This window comes from Streptomyces nodosus, from assembly GCF_008704995.1.
GTDB classification, from domain to species: Bacteria; Actinomycetota; Actinomycetes; order Streptomycetales; family Streptomycetaceae; genus Streptomyces; species Streptomyces nodosus.
Genome location: NZ_CP023747.1, coordinates 5,021,290 through 5,045,542 on the forward strand (window position 1 = coordinate 5,021,290; position 24,253 = coordinate 5,045,542).

A 24,253-nucleotide genomic window follows, 5' to 3' on the forward strand; every position below is an offset into this window, starting at 1 on the left:
GGCCGGGCCCGGCGGCGGTACCGCCGGAGCACGTGCCGTACGGCATGGGGGTGCTGGAGTGTCGTCGTACAGCGCTCCCCCGCACCCTCAGGAGAAGCCCGGCCCCGCCGGAGGCGACGGCCCCTTCCCCTTCCGGCAGTTCATCGTGAAGGTCCACGGCCGGTGCAATCTGGCCTGCCGCTACTGCTATCTGTACGAGGGCCCCGACCACACCTGGCAGGACCGGCCGGCCGGTGCCTCGGCCGAGGTGCTGGAGCGCACCGCACACCGCATCGCGGAGCACGCCCACGCCCACGGCCTGACGGGGCTGTCGCTGGTCCTGCACGGGGGAGAGCCGCTGCTGGCGGGCGCGGAGACACTGGCGCGCTTCACCGGGCTGGTCCGCGACCGGGTCACGGCCGGCTGCACCGTCCACCCCGTCGTGCAGACCAACGCCACCCTGCTCACCGGGGAGCGCGCCGCCACCCTGGCCCGGCACGGCATCCGTATCGGCATCAGCCTCGACGGGGGCCTCCCCGCCCACAACGCGCGGCGCCTGGACCGCGCGGGCCGACCCTCCTGGCCCGCCGCCGCGCGCGGCGCCCGCCTGGTCGCCGACCGGTTCCCCGAGGCGTACGCCGGGATCCTCACCGTGGTGGACCCGGCCCTGGACCCGCTGGAGACCTACGAGTCCCTGCTCGCACTGCGCCCCCCGGCCCTGGATCTGCTGCTGCCGCACGGGAACTGGTCGGCCCCGCCCCCGTATCTGGACGGCACCGGCACCCCCTACGGCGACTGGCTGTGCGCCGTCTTCGACCGCTGGTGGGGAGCGGGACGGCGGGAGACCCGGGTACGTCTCTTCGAGGAATGCCTGGCGCTGCTGCTGGGGCTGCCGGCCGCCACGGAGTCGCTCGGCCTGGCACCGTTCGACGCGGTGGTGGTGGAGACGGACGGGTCCATCGAGCAGGTGGACTCGCTGAAATCGGCGTACGAGGGCGCCGCGCGCACCGGCCTCGACGTGTTCCGCCACTCCTTCGACGAGGCGCTGCGCCATCCCGGCGTCGCGGCACGGCAGGCGGGCGCCGCCGCACTGGCCGCGCGGTGCCGGGCGTGTCCCCTGCTCACCGTCTGCGGAGGCGGCCAGTACGCCCACCGCTACCGAGCCGGGGACGGCTTCGCCCATCCCTCCGTGTACTGCACCGACCTTCAGCGATTCATCCGCCATGTGGCGAAGCGGCTCGCCGACGGCGCGACGGCGCCCCGGGCGTCCGCCCCCGCCGTCCCAGGGGAAGGGAGAGCCCCGTGATGCTTCCGGCGGTCACCGGCCGGGCCCTCGCCGAACTCGGCCGCACCGAGGGCGGCCCCGACACCCTCGCGCTCCTGGTGCGCGACCAGGACACCCGACGACTGCTGACGCTGCGCGCGGTCCTCGACGCGGTGGACGGCGCGGACGACACCCTGTGCCCGCCCCGGGCGCGGGCGCGGATGCGCGAGGACTGGGCGCTGCTGGTGGCGGCGGACGGGGGAGGGACGGAACCCGCCCAGGGCACCCCCGGGCCCCCGCACTCCGCGTCCACCGCCCGCCGCTCACCCGCCCGGGACCGGCTGCTTCACCCCCTGATCGGCCCCTGGGCCGGCCGCTGTCTGCGCGGCCTGGACCCGGGAGCGGGGCCGCCGGACGAGGAGCGCGCCCGGGAACTCGCGCGGGACCTGGCCCACTTCGGCGCCGTGGCCGCGGTGGCGGCGGCCCGGGCCGGGATCTCCTTCACCGTACGGCTGACGGCCCGGGACGGAGTGCTGGCGCTGCCGTCCCTCGGGGCGCTGCACACGGCGGAGAGCGGGGACGCGGTGGTGGAGGTCGTCCACCGGCGGGGCCGGCTGACGGTGCGGCAACGCGGCGCCCAGGACGTCGTGGTGCACCCGGAGAACGGGATCGGCGCCTGGTCGGGCTCGCTCGCCTGGACCCCCGCCTATGCCCTGCCGGGCCTCGTCCCCGGGGCCGCCCCCATGCCCCTGGACGACCTCGACCCCTACCGCACCGCCCGCGGCGGGCGACGCCACCGCACCATGAGCGGCCCGGCGACACTGGACGAGCCCGAGCGCAAACGCTGGGCGCAGGCCTGGGCGGGCACGGCCGGGGCGCTGGCCCTGGGGGGAGAGAGCCGGCTCGTGGAGGCCGTCACCCTGCTGCGCTGCCTGGTCCCGCTGGCCGCCCCGCCGGGCACCGCCACCGGCGAAGGAGGCGGCGGAAGCTGCAGCGCCACGCGTCGCGAGGCGTTCGGGGCCCTGCTCAGCAGCACCCCGCCGACGGCGACGGTGTTCGCCGCCACCCTGGTGCACGAGCTGAACCATGCCAAACTCGCGGCGCTCGGCGAGATGGTGGTGCTCCATCAGGCCGATGCCGGCGAGCGGTACTTCGCCCCCTGGCGGCCGGACCCGAGGCCCTACGACGGTCTGCTCCAGGGCGCCTATGCGCATCTGGCGCTCGCGGACCACCACCAACGCTGCGCTCTGGCCGCCGTACGGCCCGCCGACCGGGAGGCGGCGTGGGCCCTGCACGCGCGCTATCTGACGCAGGTGGGGGCGGCGCTGCCGGCCCTCGTCGGTTCGCCCCGGCTCACCGCCGTGGGAAGGCGGTTCGTGGACGCGATGGTCGCCACCCACCAGAGGCTGGCCGCACAGCCGGCGCCGCGTGGTCATATGGTCCGGGCGCAGGCGTATGTCGAGGCCGCCCGCACCCTGTGGACACAGCGCCACGCGTCCCCGCTCTCCCCCGCCGAATGAGCGAAGGTCCCCGTGGCGGAGGGCGTCTTGCGCAAAGATCGTCACGACGCACAGAGAGCCGAAGCATCGCACGCCGGTCGCGCCCGGCGGCCTACCGGAGTACGGCGCCTAGGTTCTAGGATTTTTCGGGATGAGCCAGGGAGGCCGCTGCATGTCCGGAGCTCGTACGCCGGTCGGACCGACCGAGAAGGGGGCCGGGAGGCAGACCGTCACGATCAGCTTCGCCGGGTTCAACCGGGCCTGGGCGGCCTGGATCGGCGACCGGCTCGAGCGCCGGGGTCTGCGGGTGGTGTATCTGCGCTGGGACTCCCCGTCGGGGATCCCCCTCGAGGACCTGCTGCGCGATCTGAAGCTCGCCGAGGGCCGCATCCTGATCGTCGTCAGCGAGTGGTACTTCCAGCTGGGCCCGCGCACCCACGAGGAGTGGAACGCGGCCCTGCGCGCGGTCGTGGGTCCCGACCCGTCCCGTTTCGCCGCCGTCTCCGTCACCACGTCCGCCGTGCCCGCGGCGTCCGCCGTGCTCGCCGCCGTCGACCTGACCAACATGGGCGCCGAGGAGGCCGAGCGCCGGCTGCTGGACCGGCTGGACCTGCCCGCCCAGCCGCAGTCAGAGCCCGCGCACGACGCCCGGCGCGGGCCGCGCTTCCCCGCCGCCATGCCCGAGGTCTGGGGCGGTGTGCCGCGCCGCAACACGCGCTTCACCGGCCGCGAGACCCTGCTGAACGACGCCTACCACCTGCTGCAGGGCGCCGAGCCCGGTGCGGGGGTGCTCACCCTGCACGGCATGTCGGGTGTCGGCAAGACCCAGACCGCCGCCGAGTATGTCTACCGGTTCGGCTCCGAGTACGACGTGGTGTGGTGGGTCAACGCGGAGAAGAGGGTCGGCTACCGCCGTCTGCTCGCCGAACTCGCCCCGAAGCTGGGCCTCGCCACGGGCCAGGAGTACGGCGAGCGCCTGCGCGCCGTCCGTGACTCGCTGCGCCGGGGCGATCCGTACGCCCGCTGGCTGCTGGTCCTGGACGGCGCGGACGAGCCGGACCAGATCTGGGACCTGGTGCCGACCGGCCCGGGGCATGTGCTGATCACCTCGCGCAACCCGGAGTGGACCGAGCACAACAGCAGACTGCTCGAGGTGCCGGTGTACCAGCGCTATGAGTCGGTGGCCTTCATCCGACGCCGCGCCCCACGGCTGACCGAGGCCGAGGCCGACCAGCTCGCCGAGGCCCTGGAGGACCTTCCGCTGCTGCTGGACCAGACGGCCGGCTGGCTCAACGACTCCGATCTCTCGGTCGACGACTACATCGGCCTCCTGGAGGGCGGCATCGACCAGGACGTGGTCAAGGTGTCCGCGGACTTCCCGCTCGCCTTCCAGACCGCGTGGTCGATACTGCTGAACAAGCTGCGTGAGACCGTCCCGGAGTCCGTGGACCTGCTGCGGCTGTGCACCTTCTTCGCGCCCGGCTTCGTCCCCGTGCGGCTGCTCAAGGAGATGCCGCACGACGAACTGCCGGAGCAGGTCGCCGGGTTGCTCAACGACCCGCTGCTGTGGAACAAGGCGATCAACCAGCTGCGCCAGTACTCCGTGGTCCGCCTGGAGTCCCACGACACGACCGCCGACGACCCCTCGGCCACCGGCGAGTCGCTGTATCTGCACCGCATGGTGCACCAGATCGTCGGCGAGGACATGCCGGCCGAGGACCGCGAGGAGTTCATCACGGTGGTGCGGCAGGCCCTGGCGGCGGCGGACCCCCGCAGACCGACGGACCCGGACCTGTGGCCCGCCTACGCGGAGATCGTCCCCCATCTGAAGTACGCGGACGTCCTCAACAGCACCGACCCCGCCATCCAGCGCCTGGTCTTCAACTGCCTGCGGTACATGTACTTCTCGGGCGAGTACCGGGCGGGGATCAAGCTCGGCGAGCGCGCCCTGGCGACCTGGCGTGCCCTGCTGGGCGAGGCCCACCCGCGCATCTGGGAGCTGACGTACCACTACGCCAACCTGCTGCGCGCGGTCGGCGACTACGCCCGTACCGAGGCCATCGAGCGGGTCGCCGTCGACCATCTGCGCCAGGAGCGCGGGCCGCAGGACCTGGAGCATCTCCGCGCGTCGAGCGGCCTCGCCGCGGATCTGCGCGGCCTGGGCCGCTACGACGAGGCGTTCCAGGTCTCCCAGTGGACCCTGGCGGCGTATCGCGAACTCCTCGGCGAACAGGACTCCCGGACCCTGAACGCCCAGAACAACCTCGGGGCCACCCTGGTGCTGCTCGGCCGCTACGAGGAGGCTCTGGAGAGCGACCGCCGGACCCTCGAGGCACGACGCCAGTTGCTGAGGGCACGCCACCCCTGGACGCTCTACTCGGAGACCTCCTACGCCATCGATCTGCGCCTGCTGGGGCGCTACGGCGAGGCCGAGTCGGTCCAGACGAAGAACGTCAGGGAACAGCTGCGGGTGCTGGGCGCCAAGAACCCCTACACCCTGAAGGCCCGGCACAACCTGGCCTGCTGTCACTACCGCAGCGGCGACCGCGAGCAGGCGGGGAAGCTCTTCGCCGATGTGCTGGAACAGTCGGAGCGGGTGCTGGGCGAGACCAATCCGGACACGCTCCGGTACGCCGTCAGCCAGAGCTGCTTCACCCGCGAGCACGGCGACATCGACCAGGCGCGTGAGCTCAGCGAGGCCACCATCGCCCGCTATGAGGTGATGCTCGCCGAAGGCCATCCCTTCGTCGCCGGAGCCCGCGCCAACCACGCCCTCATCCTGCGCGGCGTGGGCGAGCGGGACCACGCCCATGTCCTGGTCGAGCAGGCGCTGACGGACATGACCGCGGCCGTGGGCCCGGACCACCCCTGGACCCTGGGCTGTGCGGTCAACGCCTCGGCCCTGCGCAGCCTCGTCGGGGATCCGGAGTCGGCGGCCGAACTCAGCGGGACCACGGCCGCCCGGGCCGCCGAGGTGCTGGGGCGGACGCATCCACTGACCCTCTCCGCCCGTATCGCCCGGGCCGCGGACCTCCGTTCACTGCGGGACGGGCGGCAGGCGGAGAAGCTGGAGCAGGAGGCGCTGTCCGATCTCGCCGCGACGCTCGGCCCGCAGCATGTCCACACCATCTCGGCCCGCGCCCGCAGCCGCCCGTTCTGGGACTTCGAACCCCAGACCACCTGACACGGACCGCCCTCGGAACACGGCGAAGGGCCCGGCCCCGGGGAATCCTCCCCGGGGCCGGGCCCTTTCGTCACGCGGGCTCAGTGGCTCACGCGTCGAACACCTCACGCATCAGCTGCTCCTGCTCGGCCTGGTGCCGCTTCGCGGAACCGACCGCCGGGGACGAGCCGTGCGGCCGCGAGATGCGACGCAGACGCTCGCCGGCCGGGATGTCCGCGCCGACCGCCAGGTCCAGGTGGTCGATGAGGTTCAGGGCGATGAACGGCCAGGCACCCTGGTTCGCCGGCTCCTCCTGGGCCCACAGGTACTTCTCGGCGTTGGGGTACTTCTTGATCTCCGCCTGGAGCTCGGCACCCGCCAGCGGGTACAGCCGCTCCAGCCGGATGATCGCCGTGTCGGTCGCACCGCGCTTGCGGCGCTCGGCGTCCAGGTCGTAGTAGACCTTGCCCGCCGTGAAGACGACCTTGCGCACGGCGGCCGGGTCGACCGAGTCGTCGCCGATGACCGGGCGGAACTGGCCCGAGGTGAACTCCTCCGCCTTCGACGCGGCGGCCTTCAGACGCAGCATCGACTTCGGGGTGAAGACCACCAGCGGCTTGTGGTGCGGGTTGTGCACCTGCCACCGCAGGAGGTGGAAGTAGTTCGAGGGCAGGGTCGGCATCGCGACCGTCATGTTGTTCTGGGCGCAGAGCTGGAGGAACCGCTCGGGGCGCGCGGACGAGTGGTCCGGGCCCTGGCCCTCGTAGCCGTGCGGCAGGAGGAGGGTGACGCCGGACGTCTGGCCCCACTTCTGCTCCGCCGACGAGACGAACTCGTCCACGACCGTCTGCGCGCCGTTGACGAAGTCGCCGAACTGCGCCTCCCACATCACCAGCGCGTCCGGGCGGGCCAGCGAGTAGCCGTACTCGAAGCCCATCGCCGCGTACTCGGACAGCAGCGAGTCATAGACGTTGTAGCGCGCCTGGTCCTCGGACAGGTACTGCAGCGGGGTGTAGTCCTCGCCCGTCTCACGGTCGATGATGACCGCGTGGCGCTGGCCGAAGGTGCCGCGGCGCGAGTCCTGGCCCGACAGCCGGACCGGGACGCCCTCGAGCAGCAGCGAGCCGATCGCCAGGGTCTCGCCCATGCCCCAGTCGATGGTGCCGTCCTCGACCATCGCCGCCCGGCGCTGGAGCTGGGGCAGCAGGCGCGGGTGGACGGTGATGTGGTCGGGGATGTTGACCTGGGAGGCGGCGATCCGCTTGACGACCTCGGCGGAGACCGCCGTGCCGACCGCCACCGGGAAGCCGTCCTGCGGCTCCTCCGCGGTGGCCGCGGCCGGCTGCGAGGTGGCCTCGCGGACCTCGGTGAAGACCTTCTCCAGCTGGCCCTGGTAGTCCTGAAGGGCCTGCTCGGCCTCCTCCAGGGTGATGTCGCCCCGGCCGATCAGCGACTCGGTGTACAGCTTGCGCACCGAGCGCTTCTTGTCGATCAGGTCGTACATCAGCGGCTGGGTGAAGGCCGGGTTGTCCGACTCGTTGTGACCGCGGCGGCGGTAGCAGATGAGGTCGATCACCACGTCCTTGTTGAACGCCTGACGGAACTCGAAGGCCAGCCGTGCGACGCGCACGACCGCCTCCGGGTCGTCACCGTTCACATGGAAGATCGGGGCCTCGATCATGCGCGCCACATCGGTGGCGTACATCGAGGAGCGGGACGACTCCGGGGCCGCCGTGAAGCCGACCTGGTTGTTGATGACGACATGGACCGTGCCGCCGGTGCGGTAACCGCGCAGCTGCGACATGTTGAGGGTCTCGGCCACCACGCCCTGGCCCGCGAAGGCCGCGTCGCCGTGGATCGCCACCGGCAGGACCGTGAAGTCCGTGCCGCCCTTGTTGATGATGTCCTGCTTGGCGCGGGAGACACCCTCCAGGACCGGGTCCACCGCCTCCAGATGCGAGGGGTTGGCGACCAGGGAGACCTTGATCTGCTCGCCGTCCAGGCCCGTGAAGGTGCCGTCGGCGCCCAGGTGGTACTTGACGTCGCCGGAGCCGTGCATCGACTTGGGGTCGAGATTGCCCTCGAACTCGCGGAAGATCTGGGCGTACGACTTGCCGACGATGTTCGCCAGCACGTTCAGCCGGCCGCGGTGGGCCATGCCGACCACGACCTCGTCCAGACGGGACTCCGCCGCGCTGTCGATCACCGCGTCGAGCAGCGGGATGACCGATTCGCCGCCCTCCAGGGAGAAGCGCTTCTGGCCGACGTACTTGGTCTGCAGGAAGGTCTCGAAGGCCTCCGCCGCGTTCAGACGGCGCAGGATGCGCAGCTGCTCCTCGCGCTCCGGCTTGGAGTGCGGGCGCTCCACCCGGTCCTGGATCCACTTGCGCTGCTTGGGGTCCTGGATGTGCATGTACTCGATGCCGGTGGTGCGGCAGTACGAGTCGCGCAGCACACCGAGGATGTCGCGCAGCTTCATCAGCGACTTGCCGGCGAAGCCGCCGACGGCGAAGTCGCGCTCCAGGTCCCACAGGGTGAGGCCGTGCTCGATGATGTCCAGGTCGGGGTGCTTGCGCTGGCGGTACTCCAGCGGGTCGGTGTCGGCCATGACATGGCCGCGGACCCGGTAGGAGTGGATCAGCTCGAAGACCCGTGCGGCCTTGGTGACGTCGTCGTCGTGCGAGGCGTCGATGTCCTTGAGCCAGCGGACCGGCTCGTAGGGGATGCGCAGCGCCTCGAAGATCTCGTCGTAGAAGCCGTTCTCGCCGAGCAGGAGGCCCGCGACGACGCGCAGGAACTCACCGGAGGCGGCGCCCTGGATCACCCGGTGGTCATAGGTCGACGTGAGCGTCATGACCTTGGAGATGCCGAGCTTGTTCAGCGTGTCCTGGGAGGTGCCCTGGAACTCGGCCGGGTAGTCCATGGAGCCGACGCCCATGATCACCGACTGTCCGGGCATCAGCCGCGGGACCGAGTGGACGGTGCCGAGGCCGCCGGGGTTGGTGAGGGAGACCGTCACCCCGGTGAAGTCGTCCATCGTGAGCTTGCCGTCACGGGCGCGGCGGACGATGTCCTCGTAGGCCTGCCAGAACTCGAAGAAGTTGAGCGTCTCGGCCTTCTTGATCGCCGCGACGACCAGCTGGCGGTCGCCGTTCGGCTTCACCAGGTCGATGGCCAGGCCGAGGTTGACGTGCTCCGGCTTGACGAGGGTGGGCTTGCCGTCCTTCTGCGCGAACGACCAGTTCATCGCCGGCATCGCCTTGATGGCCTGGACCATCGCGTAGCCGATCAGGTGCGTGAAGGAGATCTTCCCGCCCCGGGCGCGCTTCAGGTGGTTGTTGATGACGATGCGGTTGTCGAAGAGCAGCTTGACCGGCACCGCGCGCACGGACGTGGCCGTGGGCAGCTCCAGCGAGGCGTTCATGTTCTTCGCGACGGCGGCCGAGGGGCCGCGCAGTGTCACCAGTTCGGGGCCCTGGGGCGCCTCGAGCACGGCTACGTCCTTCTTGGGCTTGGCGGGCGCCGCGGCGGTCTCGACCGGGGCGGGTGCGGCAGGCCTGGCCGGGGTGGCCGGCTGCGCGGGAGCGGCGGCCGGCTGCGCCGGAGCGGCAGCGGCCGGTGCGTCCGGGATCTGCGGCGCCACGGGTGCGGCGGGCGGGACGACGGGCGCCGGTGCGGCGGCCGCGGTCTGTGCCGGGGCGGTGGTCTCCGCGGCCCCCGCAGCCGCGGTACCCGCCGTGGCCGGGGAGGCAGCCGCCCCCGGCCGGTAGTCGGCGAAGAAGTCCCACCAGGCACGGTCTACCGAATTCGGGTCCTGGAGGTACTGCTGATAGATCTCGTCGACGAGCCACTCGTTGGCACCGAACGCGGCCGTGGGGTTCTTCCCGGCTTGATCGTCGGTCGAGCTACTCGAAGGACTGGGGGAGTGTGGCGACACGGCGGCAACCGCCCTCTTCCGCTTCGCAAGGTGATTGGACAGCGGGAATCAAGGCTACGCCTCCCTGACCGGGAAGGTCAGTCCGGGCCCGTCCAACGTCGCGTAACTCACATCGGAAAGCGCGTTTCAGGGGCGGAAATGGCGGGAAACAAACGCGGTTTCGGCCTGAGACGGATGGGACGATCCCGGCCTTGTGCGAGAGACGCGCCGGGCTCTGCCTGATCACACGTGTCCACCGGCGGCGGCGCACATGGATCTTGTTGTTCCGCTTTGAACTTTACGTCAACTTGGTGAAGACGGCTCCCCTGGAAGGGTGACCTGTATCCGGCAGCCGCGTGCGGATTCGGCCACCCGGATCCGGCCGCCGTGCAGATCCACCGCCCAGCGGGCGATCGCCAGGCCCAGGCCCGTGCCGCCGTCGCTGCCCGGACCGTGCGGAGCGCTGACGGCGCCGCGGTTGAAGCGCTCGAACACCCGGTGCCACTCCGACTGCGGGATGCCAGGACCCTCGTCCAGCACCTCCAGCTCCAGGGACTGCGGGGAGGGACCGCGCCGGGCCTTCACCGTCACCCGGCCGTGCGGCGGGCTGTGCTTGACCGCGTTGTCGATCAGATTGGCGACGACCTGGTGGATGCGCTCGGGGTCGGCGTGGGTGCTCAGCTCCGGCGGGGAGACGTCGAGGTGCAGATGGACGTCCGTACGAGTGTGACCGCCGGAGCGGGAGGCGATGCCCGCGCGTGCCGAGGACACCATCTGGGCCTCCTTGAGCACGCCCGAGAGATAGGGCCACACCTCGAAGCGGCGCTTCTTCAGCGGCACCACACCGTTGTCCAGCCGGGAGAGGTCCAGCAGGGTCTCCACCAGGCGCCCCAGCCGCTCCGTCTGCTTCAGCGCCGTGCGCATCGTCTCGGGATCGGCGGCGGAGATGCCGTCCACGATGTTCTCCAGCACCGCCTGCAGACCCGCGATGGGGGTGCGCAGCTCGTGCGAGACATTCGCCACGAGCTCCTTGCGCTGGCGGTCCTGGGCCTCCAGCTCGTCGGCCATCAGATTGATGGTGTGGGCCAGGTCCCCCAGCTCGTCCCGGCGGTTCTCGCGGACCCGGCGGGTGTAGTCGCCGTGCGAGATGGAGCGGGCCACCGTGTTCATCTCGTCCAGCGGGGCGGTGAGCGACTGGGCCACGAACTGCGTGATCAGCAGGGTGGCGATCATCGAGAACACCGTGATGAAACGCAGCTCGGTCCGGGTCCGCACCGCGATCATCAGCAGACCCGTGGTGATCAGTACCGAGATGACGACCAGCGCACCGAGCTTGGTCTTGATCGCGAACGGGCGCACACCGCCCCAGGGCTCCCCGGGGCTCCTGCGTGGTGCCGGCCCGTCGCTCATGGCGTCGGTGTCTCCAGGGCGTAGCCGACGCCGTGCACGGTCCGGATGCGCTCCGCGCCGATCTTCCGCCGCAGGGCCTTGATATGGCTGTCCACGGTGCGGGTGCCGGAGGCGTCCGCCCAGTCCCACACCTCCGCGAGCAGCTGCTCACGGGAGAGCACCGCGCGCGGGGTGCTCGCCAGGCACACCAGCAGATCGAACTCGGTGGGGGTGAGGTGGACGTCCTCGCCGCGCACCCGGACCCGGCGCTGGGCGTGGTCGATCTCGAGTTCGCCGAGGCGCAGGCTGCCGCTGCGCGGCGTGGTGGCGGCCAGCGCGGCGCGCTCCATCCGGCGCAGCAGCACATGCACCCGTGCCGCCAGCTCGCGCATCGAGAACGGCTTGGTCATGTAGTCGTCGGCGCCCACGCCGAGCCCGACCAGCATGTCCGTCTCGTCGTCGCGCGCGGTGAGCATCAGCACCGGCACCGGGCGCTGCGCCTGCACCCGGCGACAGACCTCCAGGCCGTCGAAGCCCGGCAGCATGATGTCGAGGATCAGCAGGTCGGGCTGCCAGGCCTCGGCGGTGTCGACCGCCGACGGGCCGTCGCCGGCCGTTTGCACGAGGAATCCCTCGGCGCGCAGGCGCACGGCGATGGCGTCGACGATCGTCGGGTCGTCCTCGACCACCAGGACCCGCGGTTGAGCGCCCGGGGTCGTCGTCGTGCCGTTGTGCGAGGTGTGTGTCTGCTCCATCGCCCGCCCCTGGGGTTGCTTTCCGGAATCAGTGGGGTGATCCCATGACTGCGTTGACGCTTGAAGGATCCGCGTCAGGCAAGCAGGGTACGGGGAGTTACCGCTGGTCGGCTATCCAGGTCTGACCGCGAGGTGGACGACGTCGGGAACGCCCCGGGCAACCGGAACCTCTTCGGTACGCACCTGTCGGAACCCGGCATTCCGTAGGGTTCTTTCAAATTCCGGAGAGGGCTGTGCCGACCATACCGCCAGTACCCCTCCTGGTCTCAACACCCTTGCGCAGTCGGCCAGTCCGGCCATCGAGTACAGGCCGCCGTTGTCGTCCGTGACCGTCCAGTCGGGCCCGTTGTCGATGTCGAGGCACAGCGCGTCGTACGTGTCCGATGTCTCATGCAAGTAGGTGACGAGATCGGTCTCCAGGACGCGGGTGCGGGGGTCGGCGAGCGCCGTCGCGGACAGCGCGGACAGGGGGCCCCGCAGATGCCAGTCGACGATGGCGTGCTCGCGCTCCACCACGGTGATCCCTCCCCAGCGGGAGTCCGCCGCCGCGTGGGCGAGCGAGAAGCCGACCCCGAGTCCGCCGATCAGCAGGCCCGGCTCCGGCCGCCCGTCCAGGGCGTTCAGCGCGGCGTCGACGAGCAGCCGCTCCGAGCGCCCGTCGGAGGTGTCCATCAGAAAACAGCCGTTGGCGATGATCTGGAGCAGTTCACCGTGGCGCCGCAGCACCACCTCGCCGTGCGGGCCCTCGCGACGGTCCAGGACCTCGGGGGCGTCATAGGTGTCGTACGGATGAGGCATGATCCCTATCTTGGTCGTGAGCGGCGCCGCTGACCAGGGCTTTTCCCGGTCGGCCGGGTCCGCGGCGGTCGCTCGGACCCGGGATGCGGGAGAACATCCGGGCGCCCGCCCCGGGTCGGGGGTCGCGAACGGGCGCTCGTCATCGCCGCTCGGGGAACGGCAGGACCCTCGCCGTGCATCGTCTCCCGGGGGCGTCGGTCGTGGACAGCGACCCGAGGGACACGAAGGGTGGGGTGTGACGGAAGGAGCGCCACACCGTGAAACGTACGGTCCCGGAGACCGGCCCCGGGCGCACGTCCCCCGAGACGGGGCCGACGGTCCTGGAGGGCATGCCGCGCCAGCGCACGGTGCCGCCGCCCGCCGCTCCCTTTGTGCCCCCGCCCGCGCGCAGGGCGGTGCCGCGTCCGTGGCTGCTCCTGCCGACGCCCGGGGGCGCCCCCTTCACCTTCGGGTACGCCGCCGCCCTCGTCATGACCTCGCTGGTCGCCCGATACGCCGACCCGGCGCTGATGGGGACCCTCTACCAGGCGTCCAGCACCGATGTCGCCCATCTGCTCCAGGCCCCGGTACCGGTTCTGATCGCCAGCGCGCTCTGGGTGGCGGGCGGGGTGCTCTCGCCCTACTCGCTGGTCTTCCTGCTGGTGCTGACGGCGCTGGAGCGGCGGACGGGCGGTCCGCGCACCGCCGCCGTCTTTCTGGTCGGCCATGTGTGCGCGACCCTGGCCACCGAGATCCCCGTGGGGCTCGCGGTCCTGGCGGGCCTGCTCCCGGACAGCTCCCTGCACCGCCTCGACTACGGCATCAGCTTCGGGGTCGCGACGAGCCTGGGCGCACTGGCGGGCCTGCTGCGGCCATGGCCGGGCCGGCTGCTGCTGATCGCGTTCGGGGGCGTACTGCTCCAGGACCTGCTCACTCTCACGGACCCCCTGAGCGACTGGGGTCATCTGTTCTCCCTGGCGATCGGGATCGCGCTGTGGCCCCGGGTGCGGCGCTGGGACCGGACGGATCCGCGTCCTTGACGGAGCCGGGTCGGTGTCCTTGACGTAAACGGATCCGCGTCGCTGACGGAAACCGGGGCACGTGATCGCTCACAGCGAACACCCCCCTGGGAACAATCGAATCCCCCCGCGCATTGAGTCCGCATAGCTCAACTTGACTGCCGAAGGGGAGATCATGGCTTCGACGTCCACACCGCTCACCCTGCCCGTGCTGCCGCTCGACGGCGAGGTCGTGCTGCCCGGGATGGTGGTGCCGCTGGACCTGAGCGACTCCGAGGTGCGCGCGGCGGTGGAGGCCGCACAGGCCGCCGCCGGGCCGGAGTCCGCAAAGCCCAGGGTGCTGCTGGTGCCCCGGATCGACGGAACCTATGCGGGCACCGGTGTGCTCGGCACGGTGGAGCAGGTCGGCCGGCTCGCGGACGGCGACCCGGGCGCCCTGATCCGGGGCCGCGGCCGGGTGCGGATCGGCGCCGGGACGACCGGGCCGGGTGCGGCGCTGTGGGTCGAGGGCACCCGGATCGACCGGACGGTGCCCGACCCTCAGCCGGGTCATGTCGCCGACCTGGTCAAGGAGTACAAGGCCCTCGCCACCAGCTGGCTGCGCAAGCGCGGCGCCTGGCAGGTGGTGGACCGCGTCCAGGCGATCGACGACGTCTCCGCGCTCGCCGACAACTCCGGTTACTCCCCCTTCCTGAGCACCGAGCAGAAGCTGGAACTGCTGGAGACCGCCGACCCGGTCGCCCGGCTGAGGCTCGCCACCCAGCAACTGCGCGACCACCTCGCCGAGCAGGACGTCGCCGAGTCCATCGCCAAGGACGTCCAGGAAGGCGTCGACAAGCAGCAGCGGGAGTTCCTGCTGCGCCGGCAGCTGGAGGCCGTCCGCAAGGAACTGCGCGAGCTGAACGACGACACGGAGGGCGAGGAGTCCGACGACTACCGGGCCCGCATCGAGGCCGCCGACCTGCCCGAGAAGGTCCGCGAGGCCGCCCTGAAGGAGGTCGGCAAGCTGGAGCGGTCGAGCGACCAGTCGCCCGAGGGGAGTTGGATCCGGACCTGGCTGGACACCGTGCTCGAACTGCCGTGGAACGAGCGCACCGAGGACGCGTACGACATCCGGGGCGCCAAGGCCGTGCTGGACGCCGAGCACGCGGGCCTGGAGGACGTGAAGGAGCGGATCACCGAGTATCTGGCGGTGCGCAAGCGGCGCTCCGAGCGGGGGCTCGGGGTGGTCGGCGGGCGGCGCGGGGGCGCCGTGCTCGCCCTGGTCGGCCCGCCCGGCGTGGGCAAGACCAGCCTCGGCCAGTCGGTCGCGCACGCCATGGGCCGCACGTTCGTCCGGGTGGCGCTCGGCGGGGTGCGCGACGAGGCGGAGATCCGCGGCCACCGGCGCACCTATGTGGGGGCGTTGCCCGGCCGTATCGTCCGTGCGATCAAGGAGGCCGGTTCGATGAACCCGGTCGTCCTGCTCGACGAGATCGACAAGGTCGGGTCCGACTTCCGCGGCGACCCGGCGGCCGCCCTGCTCGAGGTGCTGGACCCGGCCCAGAACCACACCTTCCGGGACCACTATCTGGAGGTGGAGCTCGATCTGTCCGATGTCGTCTTCCTCGCGACGGCCAATGTCCTGGAAGCCGTTCCGGAGGCCCTGCTGGACCGCATGGAGCTGGTCCGCCTGGACGGCTACACCGAGGACGAGAAGGTCGTGATCGCCCGCGACCATCTGCTGCCGCGCCAGGTGGAGCGGGCCGGGCTGCGCACGGACGAGGTGACCCTCGACGAGAGCGCGCTGCGCAAGCTCGCCGGCGAGTACACCCGTGAGGCGGGCGTCCGGAACCTGGAGCGGTCCCTCGCCCGGCTGCTGCGCAAGGTCGCGGCCCGGCACGAACTGGGCGAGACGGAGCTGCCCCTCACCCTCCGCGACGAGGATCTGCGCGGGCTGATCGGACGCCCGCACCATGTGCCCGAGTCCGCCCAGGACCCGGCCGAGCGGCGCACGGCCGTCCCCGGAGTGGCGACCGGGCTCGCGGTCACCGGTGCCGGCGGCGACGTCCTCTATGTGGAGGCGTCGCTGGCCGACCCGGAGACCGGTGCGGCGGGTCTGACCCTCACCGGACAGCTCGGCGACGTGATGAAGGAGTCGGCGCGGATCGCGCTGAGCTTCCTGCGCTCCCACGGCGCCGAACTGGAGCTTCCGGTGGGCGATCTGAAGGACCGGGGCGTGCATATCCACTTCCCGGCGGGCGCGGTCCCCAAGGACGGGCCGAGCGCGGGCATCACCATGACGACGGCCCTGGCCTCGCTGCTCTCCGGGCGGCCGGTCCGTACGGATGTGGCGATGACGGGCGAGGTCTCGCTGACCGGCCGTGTCCTTCCCATCGGCGGGGTGAAGCAGAAGCTGCTCGCCGCGCAGCGGGCGGGCGTGACCACCGTGATCATCCCGAAGCGGAACGAAGCCGATCTGGACGATGTCCCGGCCGAGGTGCTGGAGAAGCTGGACGTGCACACCGTCACGGACGTCCGCCAGGTCCTGGAGCTGGCGCTGACGCCGGCCACCGACGGAGCGGCGCCGGAGGTTCCGGTGGCGGCGATGGGGGCACCTCCCAGGCGTTGAGCACTGGGGGAGGACGCCATCGGATGAAAGGGGCCCGGGTTCCCTGGTGCTGCCGTTTGGTCGACGGCACCCATGAGGAGCCCGGGCCTTCCCCCTGACGGGTGTCCGGCACGGGGGTCGGAGAGTGCCGTCGGCCCGGCCCTGCGAAATACTGTCCCAGCTGCGGCGACGGCGGCGCCCGGCGGAAATATTCAGGTGCGGGAGACCGGGGCAGGGGTGCTGAGGTGCACGAGGACGGAATCGGCGAGGAGTACGGCGACGGGCGCCCGGACGGCTCCGACGCGCCGGCGGACGGCGCGGACCGGAGTGCCGGGGACCGGAGCGGTGCGCACCGGGAGTTCCTCTCCCTGGAGCGCGAACTGACGGTGCTGCTGCGCAGGGCCCGCGCCAACCAGGGCGAGATGGCCCGCGAGGTCCATCCGGACCTGGAGCCCGCGGCGTACGGACTGCTGGCCCGGCTCGACGAGTGCGGACGCCAGCGCGCCACGGAACTCGCCGCCTACATCGGCATCGGCAAGGCCACCATGTCCCGCCAGCTGCGCGCCCTGGAGGAGCTGGGCCTGGTGGCCCGGGAGCCCGATCCGGCGGACGGCCGGGCCTGGCTGGTCCACCTCACCGAGGAGGGGCGCACCCGCGTCGGCAGGGTGCGTGAGGCACGCCGTGCGCGCTATGTGAGCCAGCTCGCCCACTGGGACCGTCGCGAGGTGGCCGAACTGGCGCGCCTGCTGCACCAGCTGAACCGCAGCACGGAGAGGTGACGCGCCGCCCGGCCCGCGGTCACAGCTCCACGTACACCACCGTCGCGTCGTCATGGGTCTTGCCGCGGCCCGGGCCCTTTCGCGCCTCGGCCTCGGCGGTCTCCAGGGCCCGTACGTGCTCCACCAGGGCCGGCGCCCCCTCCTTGCGGACGCGGGTGAACAGCTCCGCCCAGTCGCCCTGGTGGAAATTCTCCGTCCAGCGGGTCGCGCCGTCCGTGAGGGCCGCGAGGGCGCGTACCGACGAGAGGGGCAGCTCGCCGGTAACCGCCCGGGACGCGACCGAGGGGTCCGCCGCGGCGGTGAAGAAGCCCCCCTCCTTGTTGCGGACCGTGGCGTCCGCGACGGCGTCCGTCGCCAGGGAGGAGCGCGGCAGCCGGGCGAGACGGTCGTCCAGCAGGGGAGTGACCGTGCCGTCGGGGGCCTCGATCAGCAGCGCCGAGTCCGAGAGCACCAGATACTCCACGGTCGCCTCGGACCAGCGGGCGAGGACCACGGTCGCCTGTGGAGTGCGCGGGTGAGAAAGGTCACAGGTTGAGGCGTGGGTCTCGGCGGTACGGAGGATGGCGCGGGAGAGGATCTCCGGCAGTGTCAGATCACGGCGGGAAACGGACAGTTCGGTCAGTGCCCCGCCGAGCCGCGCGCTGAACCAGTGGACCGAATGCAGACAGCCGTCGTCTCCCGGCGGCCCCGTCACCCCGTCCAGGACGACCACTACCCCGCCCTGTCCTGAGGCCGGAAGGGCGAGCGCGGCGAAGTCCTCGTTGGGCCGGGCCGGGTCGCCGGGGCAGGAAATCAGCTCGGTGCGCATGCGGTCAGTCTGCACGAACCCCGCAACGGGGCGGCAAAAAACCGTTCACGGCCGTCCGATCCCCGCGCCCGGCCGGGCCGGATGCCGGTTTTGACGTGGAATGATCGTTTCCGTCGAAGTGCGGCGGCGAATATTGCCAAAGTGCGCCGCCGACGTCCAACCGGCCCGCCCGTTGAGACCCCGGCACGGTCCGGAGGAACTTGCCCGCCAACTCCCCGCCGATGTTCACTCCTTCGGGTGGCGGGTCAGGCGAAGAGAGACCTCTGTCCACTGGCACTGGGAGGGTCGGGAGCCGTCGTACCGGGTCGACGCCCCAGCCGACGGATCGTCACCCGGGTCCTTGGGTACACGAATCAGGAATGCGAGCACCGGTGCAGAAGAAGCGGCCTCGGCGCACAGGCAAGAAGACGGCCCCCGAACGGGACACCTCGTCCGCACCCGCGGGCAGCGGCCGACCCGCCCATGTGCGCAATCGGCTGATCGTCGCGGTGGCCGTGGTCGCCGCCGCGATCGCCGGCGCCGGGGCGCCGAGCGTGATCGCCGCCTCCGGGCAGGTCAACGACACCCAGAATCTGGTGATGCTCGCCGGGCAGACCCAGGACGCGCTCACACTCGCCCACTCGCTGGCCGACGAGCGTGACGGGGTCACCTCCTATGTGGCTGCGGGGCGCGGCGAGTCCAAGGCGCCCACCAAGCAACTGAGCGCCCGCGTGGACCGGCAGATCAAGGAGCTGAGCGCCGAACCCGACCTCCCCGGCGGGCTCCGCAAGGCCCTCGCCGAGGTGGCCGCCGTACGCGGAGCGGCACTCACCGGGAAGGGCAGCGCGCTCGAGGCGCATCAGGCGTACTCCACCGCCCTCACCGAACTGCACGCCCTGGCCGGCCGGCTGGCCGAGCAGATGCCGCCCCGCGCGGGTGCCGGCGCCTACGCGCTCGCCGACCTCGACACCGCCGTCCAGCAGTCGGCCGCCGCCCGCGGACTGCTGCTGGCCGCCCTCGACGTCCCCCGCTCCACCCAGACCGTCATCGACCCGTACACCGGGCTGCCGACCACCACCAGCAGCTCCTCGGACGCCGACGTCAAACAGCGCGACGCACTCAGCGCCGCCGCCCAGCAGGCCGTCGTCCGCGCCGACGCGGCCCTGGCCGGCTTCCGCGACAACGCGCCCGCCGCCGCCAAGTCCTCGTACGACTCCACGGTCACCGGCCCCGAGGTCACCTCCGCCGAGAAGTACCTCAAGACCCTCACCGACGAGCCCACGCTCTCCGACAGCGATCTGGGCCTCAGCGTCAAGAAGGTCGACGCCGCGCTCTCCGCCCGGGTCGACCTGATGCGCGGCGCCGAGTCCTCTCTCTACGAGAGCCGCAGCAAGGACCTCGCCAAGCTGCGCGACGACGATGTCACCGCGCTGGAGATCCAGGTCGCCGCCCTCGGCACGGTTCTGCTCGTCGCCGTCGGCATCGCCATGGCGATGGCCCGCAGTCTGACCCGCCCGCTCGCCGTGCTGCGCCGGGGCTCGGCCAGGGTGGCCGCCGACCCGGCCGCCGAGGAACCGGTGAAGTTCACCGGGCGCAACGACGAGTTCGCCCAGGTCGTCCGGTCCGTCAACGCTCTGCACGCCCACGCCGTCGCCCTCCAGCAACGCCTGTCCTCCCTGGAGACCGACCGCAAGCACTTGGTCGGCCAGCGCCAGACCATGGCCGACGAGCGTGCCAAGCTGCGCACCGAGCTCACCGGCGCCTCCGCCCATCTGGAGCAGGTCCGGGACAACATCCACTCCTCCTTCGTCAATCTCGCCCTGCGCACCCTCGGCCTGGTCGAGCGCCAGCTCGGCGTCATCGAGGGCCTGGAGGAGCGCGAGCAGGACCCGGAGCGGCTGTCCACCCTCTTCAAGCTCGACCACTTCGCCACGGTCATGCGCCGCCACAGCGAGAACCTCCTGGTCCTGGCCGGTGCCGAGCACGGCCAGAAGCACGCCGGGCCGGTGCTGCTGGTCGATGTCGTGCGAGCCGCGGTCAGCGAGATCGAGCGCTACGACCGCGTGCGGATCGCCGCGCTGCCGCCGCACATCCATGTCGCGGGCTTCGCCGCCGACGACCTCTCGCACCTGGTGGCCGAACTCCTGGAGAACGCCACCTCCTCCTCGCCCCCGGACGAGCGCATCGAGATCTCGGGCTGGCTGATGGAGAGCGGCGAGGTGACGCTCTCCGTCCAGGACGAGGGCATCGGCATGTCCGCCGACCGGATGAGCAAGCTCAACGACCGGCTCGCCGGCTTCGACCCGGACGACTCCTACGACCAGGAGAGCGGCGAGGGCCTCGGGCTCGGCCTGTATGTGGTGGCCCGCCTCGCCCACCGGCACGGCATCCGCGTCGAGTTGCGCGAGCAGCAGCCGAGCGGTGTCGCCGCCGTGGTCGCCCTGCCCAAGTCCCTGCTCGCGGCGGCCGGCAAGGCCGGGGCGGCCAAGGGGACGGACGGCGCGGGGACCGTGTCGCTGCCGGGCGCCGACGCGGAGGCCAACTCCAACGTCCTCGGCAGCCGTTCACGGATCGCCGCCCCGGACCCCCGGAGCGACGAGGACCCGCTGATCGCGGCCGCCGAACAGGCCGTCCGCAAGCAGGAGGAGGCCGAACGGGCCGAAGGGGAGCGGGCGGACGACGCGCCTTCGACGTCCGTCCCCGGCGAGGGCGCCCCCGTACGGGACACCGGCCTCCCGGCGGACCACGACGAGTCCGCGGCCGACGAGCGGGAGACCGAGGACCCGGAGGCCGAGGCCGCGGAGCCCGGCCCCGAGACCACGATGGCGCTGCTGCTCCCCTCGCCCCGGGGGGACGAACCCGCCCCGGTCGCCGGTATCCCCGCCCAGACGTCGTCCGACCCCTACGCCATCGGCCCCGACGCCCATGAGCGCACCGCGGACGAGGGCGGGTCGCGGCCCGGCACGGAGCCGCACGGACTCCGGGCGGAACCCGAATCCCCCCGGCAGGCCCGCAACAAGCCCGCGGCACCCCAGGATCCCGAGGAGGACTCCGCAGTACCCCAGGAGACCGGGGAAGAGCCCACCGCCCAGGACCCGAGAACCCCCCGGCGCACCGTCAAGGGCCTTCCCAAGCGCACCCCCAGGATCTCCGCGCCCGCCCCTGCCCCGCGGCCACGCCCCGGCGGTGTGGACGCCGAGGCACTGCGACGCAGACTCGGTGGATTCCACCGGGGCGCCCTGGAGGGACACCGTGATGTCGAGGCGGAGATCGCCGAGAAGACGGACGGCGCACCCGGGGACCTGCCCACGGCACCACCGCAGGTCGCTGCACCCGGCACGGCAGGGGATGTAGAACCATCGGGGGGCACCGTCGAGGAGGCAAGCAGTTGACCGCCACCAGTAGCTTCGGACTGAGCAGTGAGGCTCGCAACCTGCACTGGCTGCTGACGAACCTCGTCGAGGAGGTGCCGGGACTGCTGTCGGTCGCGGTGGTCTCCTCCGACGGGCTGCTCCTGCTCTCCTCCGACCCCGGACGGATCGAGGAGGCGCGCGCGGGCCGGGAGCAGAGGCCCCGCGGTCCCCGGGGGTCCTCCGCCGACCTCGCCGCCATCGTCTCCGGCATCGGCAGTCTCACCGCCGGCGCCACGAAGGTGATGGACTTCGGCGGGGTCAAGCACACGATGGTCGCGATGGACGAGGGCAGCCTCTTCGTCATGTCCATCAGCGACGGCTCACTGCTCGGTGTGCATGGCTCGGCCGACTGCGACATGGGCGTGGTGGCCTACCACATGGCCCTCTTCGTCGGCCGCGCCGGACATGTCCTGACCCCCGAACTCCGCAACGAGCTACGCCAGTCGATGGAGGCCGCCCCGGAGGGGAGCGACCGGTGAGCGGCGGCGGTCCGAAGAAGCTGCCGGTACGCCGCGGCGACCGCAGACCCGCCCGGGTACGGCCCTATTCGCTCACCGGCGGCCGCACCCGCTTCGGTCATGTCCTGCTCGTCGAGACCTTCGTGGCCGCGCTGGACGCCCCCGAGGAACGACGTGAGCTGACGAACGGTTCGCCGTCCGCCCGGGTGATGCCCGAGATGCGGGCCATCGTCGAACTCTGCCGTCGGATGCGCACGGTGGCGGAGATCGCCGCGCTGCTGAGAATGCCGCTCGGGGTGGTCCGGGTGCTCCTCAGCGACCTCGCGGACCAGGGAAAGATCCGCGTGTACGGAACCGGTCACGGCCCGGGACAGCCGGACCGCGCTCTGCTGGAAAGGGTGCTGAGTGGACTCCGCCGTCTCTGACGTCTCCCCGGGCGTCTCCCCGCTCCTCGACGACGAGGAGGAGTTGCAGGCCTGGCAGAAGGACCGCTCGCGCGCCCCGATCGCCACGAAGATCGTGGTGGCGGGCGGCTTCGGCGTCGGCAAGACCACCCTGGTGACCGCCGTCTCGGAGATCGTGCCCCTCCAGACGGAGGCCATGATGACCGAGGCCAGCAAGGGGCACGACGACCTCACCGACACGCCGGACAAGGTCACCACCACGGTGGCCATGGACTTCGGACGCATCACGCTCGACGACGACCTGGTGCTCTATATCTTCGGCACACCGGGCCAGGAGCGTTTCTGGTTCATGTGGGACGACCTGGTGCGCGGCGCGATCGGCGCGATGGTCCTGGCGGACACCCGGAGACTGGAGGACTGCTTCGCCGCCCTCGACTACTTCGAGAGCAGCGGACTGCCCTATGTGGTCGCGGTCAACCACTTCGACGGCACCGAACGGTACGAACCCGAGGATGTGCGCGAGGCCCTCACGATCCCCGCGCACGTACCCGTCATGATCATGGACGCGCGCCGCCGGATCTCGGCGGTCGAGACCCTGCTGGCCCTGGTCGGGCACGCCCTCGACCTCACCCCCGAGTAGGGCCTCCCGTCCGGGTCGGTCCGGCCCGGTCCGGCTCGCGGGCCCTGGTGCCCGATTCGGCCCGATCCGATTCGGCCCGATCCGATTCGGCCCGGTCCGATCCGGAGGAAAGACCCCAGCCCCGTTAGGAGCCCACCCGCATGCGGAAGATCCTCGTCGTCGGTGCCGGCCAGTCCGGACTCCAGCTCGCCCTCGGCCTCCAGTCGCACGGGTACGAGGTCACCCTGATGTCCAACCGGACCGCGGACGAGATCCGCACCGGCCGGGTGATGTCGACGCAGTGCATGTTCCACACGGCGCTCCAGCACGAGCGGGACCTCGGGCTGAACTTCTGGGAGTCCCAGGCACCGAGGATCCGGGGACTCGGGGTGTCCGTGTCCGGGCCGGAGACCGAGGACCTCCCCGGGGGCGGCCGGGGCAGGGTCATCGACTGGGGCGGGATGCTCGACGGGTACGCCCAGTCCGTGGACCAGCGGGTGAAGATGGCCGGCTGGACGGAGACCTTCGTCCAGCGAGGGGGCCAGCTGGTCGTCCACGGGGCGGCCGTCTCCGACCTCGACTACTTCTCCCGCGCCTACGACCTGGTGCTGGTGTCCGCGGGCAAGGGCGAGCTTGTGTCGATGTTCGACCGCGACGCCGCGCGCTCGCCGTACAGCGAGCCGCAGCGCGCCCTCTCGGTCGCCTATGTCCACGGTCTGGGCCCCCGCCCGGAGCACCCGGACTTCGACGCGGTCCGCTGCAACCTGGTCCCGGGCGCGGGCGAGCTGTTCGTCATCCCGACCCTGACGACCTCCGGCCGCGCGGACATCCTGTTCTGGGAGGGCATACCCGGTGGCCCGCTGGACGTCTTCAGCGGTGTCACGGACCCGTCCGAGCACCTCGCCCTGACGCTGGAGCTCATGAAGCGGTTCACGCCCTGGGAGTACGCGCGGGCCACCGAGGTGGAGCTGACCGACGCGGGCGGCACGCTCGCCGGTCGTTATACGCCCACCGTCCGCCATCCGATCGGCCGGCTCCCCGGCGGCGGGGCCGTCCTGGGCGTGGCGGACGTGGTCGTGGCCAACGACCCGGTCACCGGGCAGGGTTCCAACGCGGCGTCCAAGTGCGCCGCCTCGTATCTCGCCTCGATCCTCGAACACGGGGACAAGGAGTTCGACGAGGCATGGATGCAGGGGACCTTCGACCGCTACTGGGAGACGGCCCGCCCCATCACCAAGTGGACCAACGCCATGCTGGGGGTGCCCCCGGAGCACGTCCTCAACCTGATCGGTGCCGCGGGCGCGCTTCAGCCGGTCGCCGACCGCTTCGCCAACGGCTTCGACGACCCGGCCGACTTCGAGGACTACTTCTTCGACCCCGACCGGACACAGGCGTACCTCACCTCGGTGACCGGGGCCTGAGGCCTTTCGGGCCCTCGCCGG

The 24,253-nt window shown here is 71.7% G+C and carries 16 protein-coding genes; 11 read left to right on the plus strand and 5 right to left on the minus strand.

Annotated elements, in window-relative coordinates; genetic code table 11:
- Positions 1–58 precede the first annotated feature (58 nt).
- The 3 genes from CP978_RS22775 to fxsT all read left to right on the plus strand — a co-directional run bounded on the left by CP978_RS22775 (position 59) and on the right by fxsT (position 5,926).
- On the plus strand, positions 59–1,285 hold the full coding sequence (locus CP978_RS22775) for an FxsB family cyclophane-forming radical SAM/SPASM peptide maturase (protein ID WP_079162266.1): 1,227 nt from the start codon (positions 59–61) through the stop codon (positions 1,283–1,285).
- Positions 1,285–2,763, plus strand: coding sequence for an aKG-HExxH-type peptide beta-hydroxylase (locus CP978_RS22780; protein WP_043443815.1), 1,479 nt, complete (start codon positions 1,285–1,287; stop codon positions 2,761–2,763). The genes CP978_RS22775 and CP978_RS22780 overlap by 1 nt, the downstream gene beginning before the upstream one ends.
- Positions 2,764–2,914: 151 nt before the next feature.
- On the plus strand, positions 2,915–5,926 hold the full coding sequence (gene fxsT, locus CP978_RS22785; protein WP_043443816.1) for an FxSxx-COOH system tetratricopeptide repeat protein: 3,012 nt from the start codon (positions 2,915–2,917) through the stop codon (positions 5,924–5,926).
- Positions 5,927–6,014: 88 nt separating this feature from the next.
- Here fxsT and CP978_RS22790 read toward each other — a convergent pair whose 3' ends face one another.
- From CP978_RS22790 to CP978_RS22805, 4 genes are all read right to left on the minus strand, one after another.
- On the minus strand, positions 6,015–9,842 hold the full coding sequence (locus CP978_RS22790) for a multifunctional oxoglutarate decarboxylase/oxoglutarate dehydrogenase thiamine pyrophosphate-binding subunit/dihydrolipoyllysine-residue succinyltransferase subunit (protein ID WP_043443817.1): 3,828 nt from the start codon (positions 9,840–9,842) through the stop codon (positions 6,015–6,017).
- Positions 9,843–10,124: 282 nt separating this feature from the next.
- Positions 10,125–11,231: a HAMP domain-containing sensor histidine kinase gene (locus CP978_RS22795; RefSeq protein ID WP_043443819.1), complete on the minus strand. Its 1,107-nt coding sequence runs from the start codon at positions 11,229–11,231 to the stop codon at positions 10,125–10,127.
- Complete coding sequence (locus tag CP978_RS22800) at positions 11,228–11,965, minus strand: response regulator transcription factor (RefSeq protein WP_043443820.1); 738 nt, start codon at positions 11,963–11,965, stop codon at positions 11,228–11,230. Before CP978_RS22800 ends, CP978_RS22795 begins: the two co-directional genes overlap by 4 nt.
- A gap of 111 nt (positions 11,966–12,076) precedes the next feature.
- A complete protein-coding gene (locus CP978_RS22805) occupies positions 12,077–12,763 on the minus strand; it encodes a spermidine synthase family protein (RefSeq protein WP_150478288.1) in 687 nt (228 codons plus the stop codon).
- A 257-nt stretch (positions 12,764–13,020) separates the two neighbouring features.
- On the opposite strand from CP978_RS22805, the gene CP978_RS22810 reads away from it, so the two are divergent.
- The 3 genes from CP978_RS22810 (at position 13,021) to CP978_RS22820 (ending at position 17,130) form a co-directional block, all read left to right on the plus strand.
- Positions 13,021–13,782, plus strand: coding sequence for a rhomboid-like protein (locus tag CP978_RS22810; RefSeq protein WP_079162267.1), 762 nt, complete (start codon positions 13,021–13,023; stop codon positions 13,780–13,782).
- A gap of 154 nt (positions 13,783–13,936) precedes the next feature.
- Complete coding sequence (gene lon / locus CP978_RS22815; RefSeq protein WP_043443821.1) at positions 13,937–16,372, plus strand: endopeptidase La; 2,436 nt, start codon at positions 13,937–13,939, stop codon at positions 16,370–16,372.
- A 224-nt stretch (positions 16,373–16,596) separates the two neighbouring features.
- Positions 16,597–17,130, plus strand: coding sequence for a MarR family winged helix-turn-helix transcriptional regulator (locus CP978_RS22820; protein WP_043443822.1), 534 nt, complete (start codon positions 16,597–16,599; stop codon positions 17,128–17,130).
- Between the two features lie 19 nt (positions 17,131–17,149).
- On the opposite strand, the gene CP978_RS22825 is transcribed toward CP978_RS22820, so the two are convergent.
- The gene (locus CP978_RS22825) at positions 17,150–17,938 is read right to left on the minus strand and encodes a protein phosphatase 2C domain-containing protein (protein ID WP_043443823.1); all 789 of its coding nucleotides are present in this window, start codon (positions 17,936–17,938) and stop codon (positions 17,150–17,152) included.
- A 359-nt stretch (positions 17,939–18,297) separates the two neighbouring features.
- On the opposite strand from CP978_RS22825, the gene CP978_RS22830 reads away from it, so the two are divergent.
- From CP978_RS22830 to CP978_RS22850, 5 genes are all read left to right on the plus strand, one after another.
- The gene (locus tag CP978_RS22830) at positions 18,298–21,309 is read left to right on the plus strand and encodes a sensor histidine kinase (protein ID WP_079162268.1); all 3,012 of its coding nucleotides are present in this window, start codon (positions 18,298–18,300) and stop codon (positions 21,307–21,309) included.
- Positions 21,306–21,809: a roadblock/LC7 domain-containing protein gene (locus CP978_RS22835; RefSeq protein ID WP_043443826.1), complete on the plus strand. Its 504-nt coding sequence runs from the start codon at positions 21,306–21,308 to the stop codon at positions 21,807–21,809. The genes CP978_RS22830 and CP978_RS22835 overlap by 4 nt, the downstream gene beginning before the upstream one ends.
- On the plus strand, positions 21,806–22,213 hold the full coding sequence (locus CP978_RS22840; protein WP_043443828.1) for a DUF742 domain-containing protein: 408 nt from the start codon (positions 21,806–21,808) through the stop codon (positions 22,211–22,213). Before CP978_RS22835 ends, CP978_RS22840 begins: the two co-directional genes overlap by 4 nt.
- The gene (locus CP978_RS22845; protein WP_043443830.1) at positions 22,194–22,832 is read left to right on the plus strand and encodes a GTP-binding protein; all 639 of its coding nucleotides are present in this window, start codon (positions 22,194–22,196) and stop codon (positions 22,830–22,832) included. The genes CP978_RS22840 and CP978_RS22845 overlap by 20 nt, the downstream gene beginning before the upstream one ends.
- Positions 22,833–22,972: 140 nt before the next feature.
- Complete coding sequence (locus CP978_RS22850) at positions 22,973–24,232, plus strand: styrene monooxygenase/indole monooxygenase family protein (RefSeq protein ID WP_043443832.1); 1,260 nt, start codon at positions 22,973–22,975, stop codon at positions 24,230–24,232.
- Positions 24,233–24,253 lie beyond the last annotated feature (21 nt).

Coding starts and splice junctions, on each gene's coding strand:
- CP978_RS22780 (WP_043443815.1), top strand. CDS start 1,285: ATGCTTCCGGCGGTCACCGGCCGGGCCCTCGCCGAACTCGGCCGCACC.
- fxsT (WP_043443816.1), top strand. CDS start 2,915: ATGTCCGGAGCTCGTACGCCGGTCGGACCGACCGAGAAGGGGGCCGGG.
- CP978_RS22795 (WP_043443819.1), bottom strand. CDS start 11,231: ATGAGCGACGGGCCGGCACCACGCAGGAGCCCCGGGGAGCCCTGGGGC.
- CP978_RS22800 (WP_043443820.1), bottom strand. CDS start 11,965: ATGGAGCAGACACACACCTCGCACAACGGCACGACGACGACCCCGGGC.
- CP978_RS22805 (WP_150478288.1), bottom strand. CDS start 12,763: ATGCCTCATCCGTACGACACCTATGACGCCCCCGAGGTCCTGGACCGT.
- lon (WP_043443821.1), top strand. CDS start 13,937: ATGGCTTCGACGTCCACACCGCTCACCCTGCCCGTGCTGCCGCTCGAC.
- CP978_RS22825 (WP_043443823.1), bottom strand. CDS start 17,938: ATGCGCACCGAGCTGATTTCCTGCCCCGGCGACCCGGCCCGGCCCAAC.
- CP978_RS22830 (WP_079162268.1), top strand. CDS start 18,298: ATGCGAGCACCGGTGCAGAAGAAGCGGCCTCGGCGCACAGGCAAGAAG.
- CP978_RS22850 (WP_043443832.1), top strand. CDS start 22,973: ATGCGGAAGATCCTCGTCGTCGGTGCCGGCCAGTCCGGACTCCAGCTC.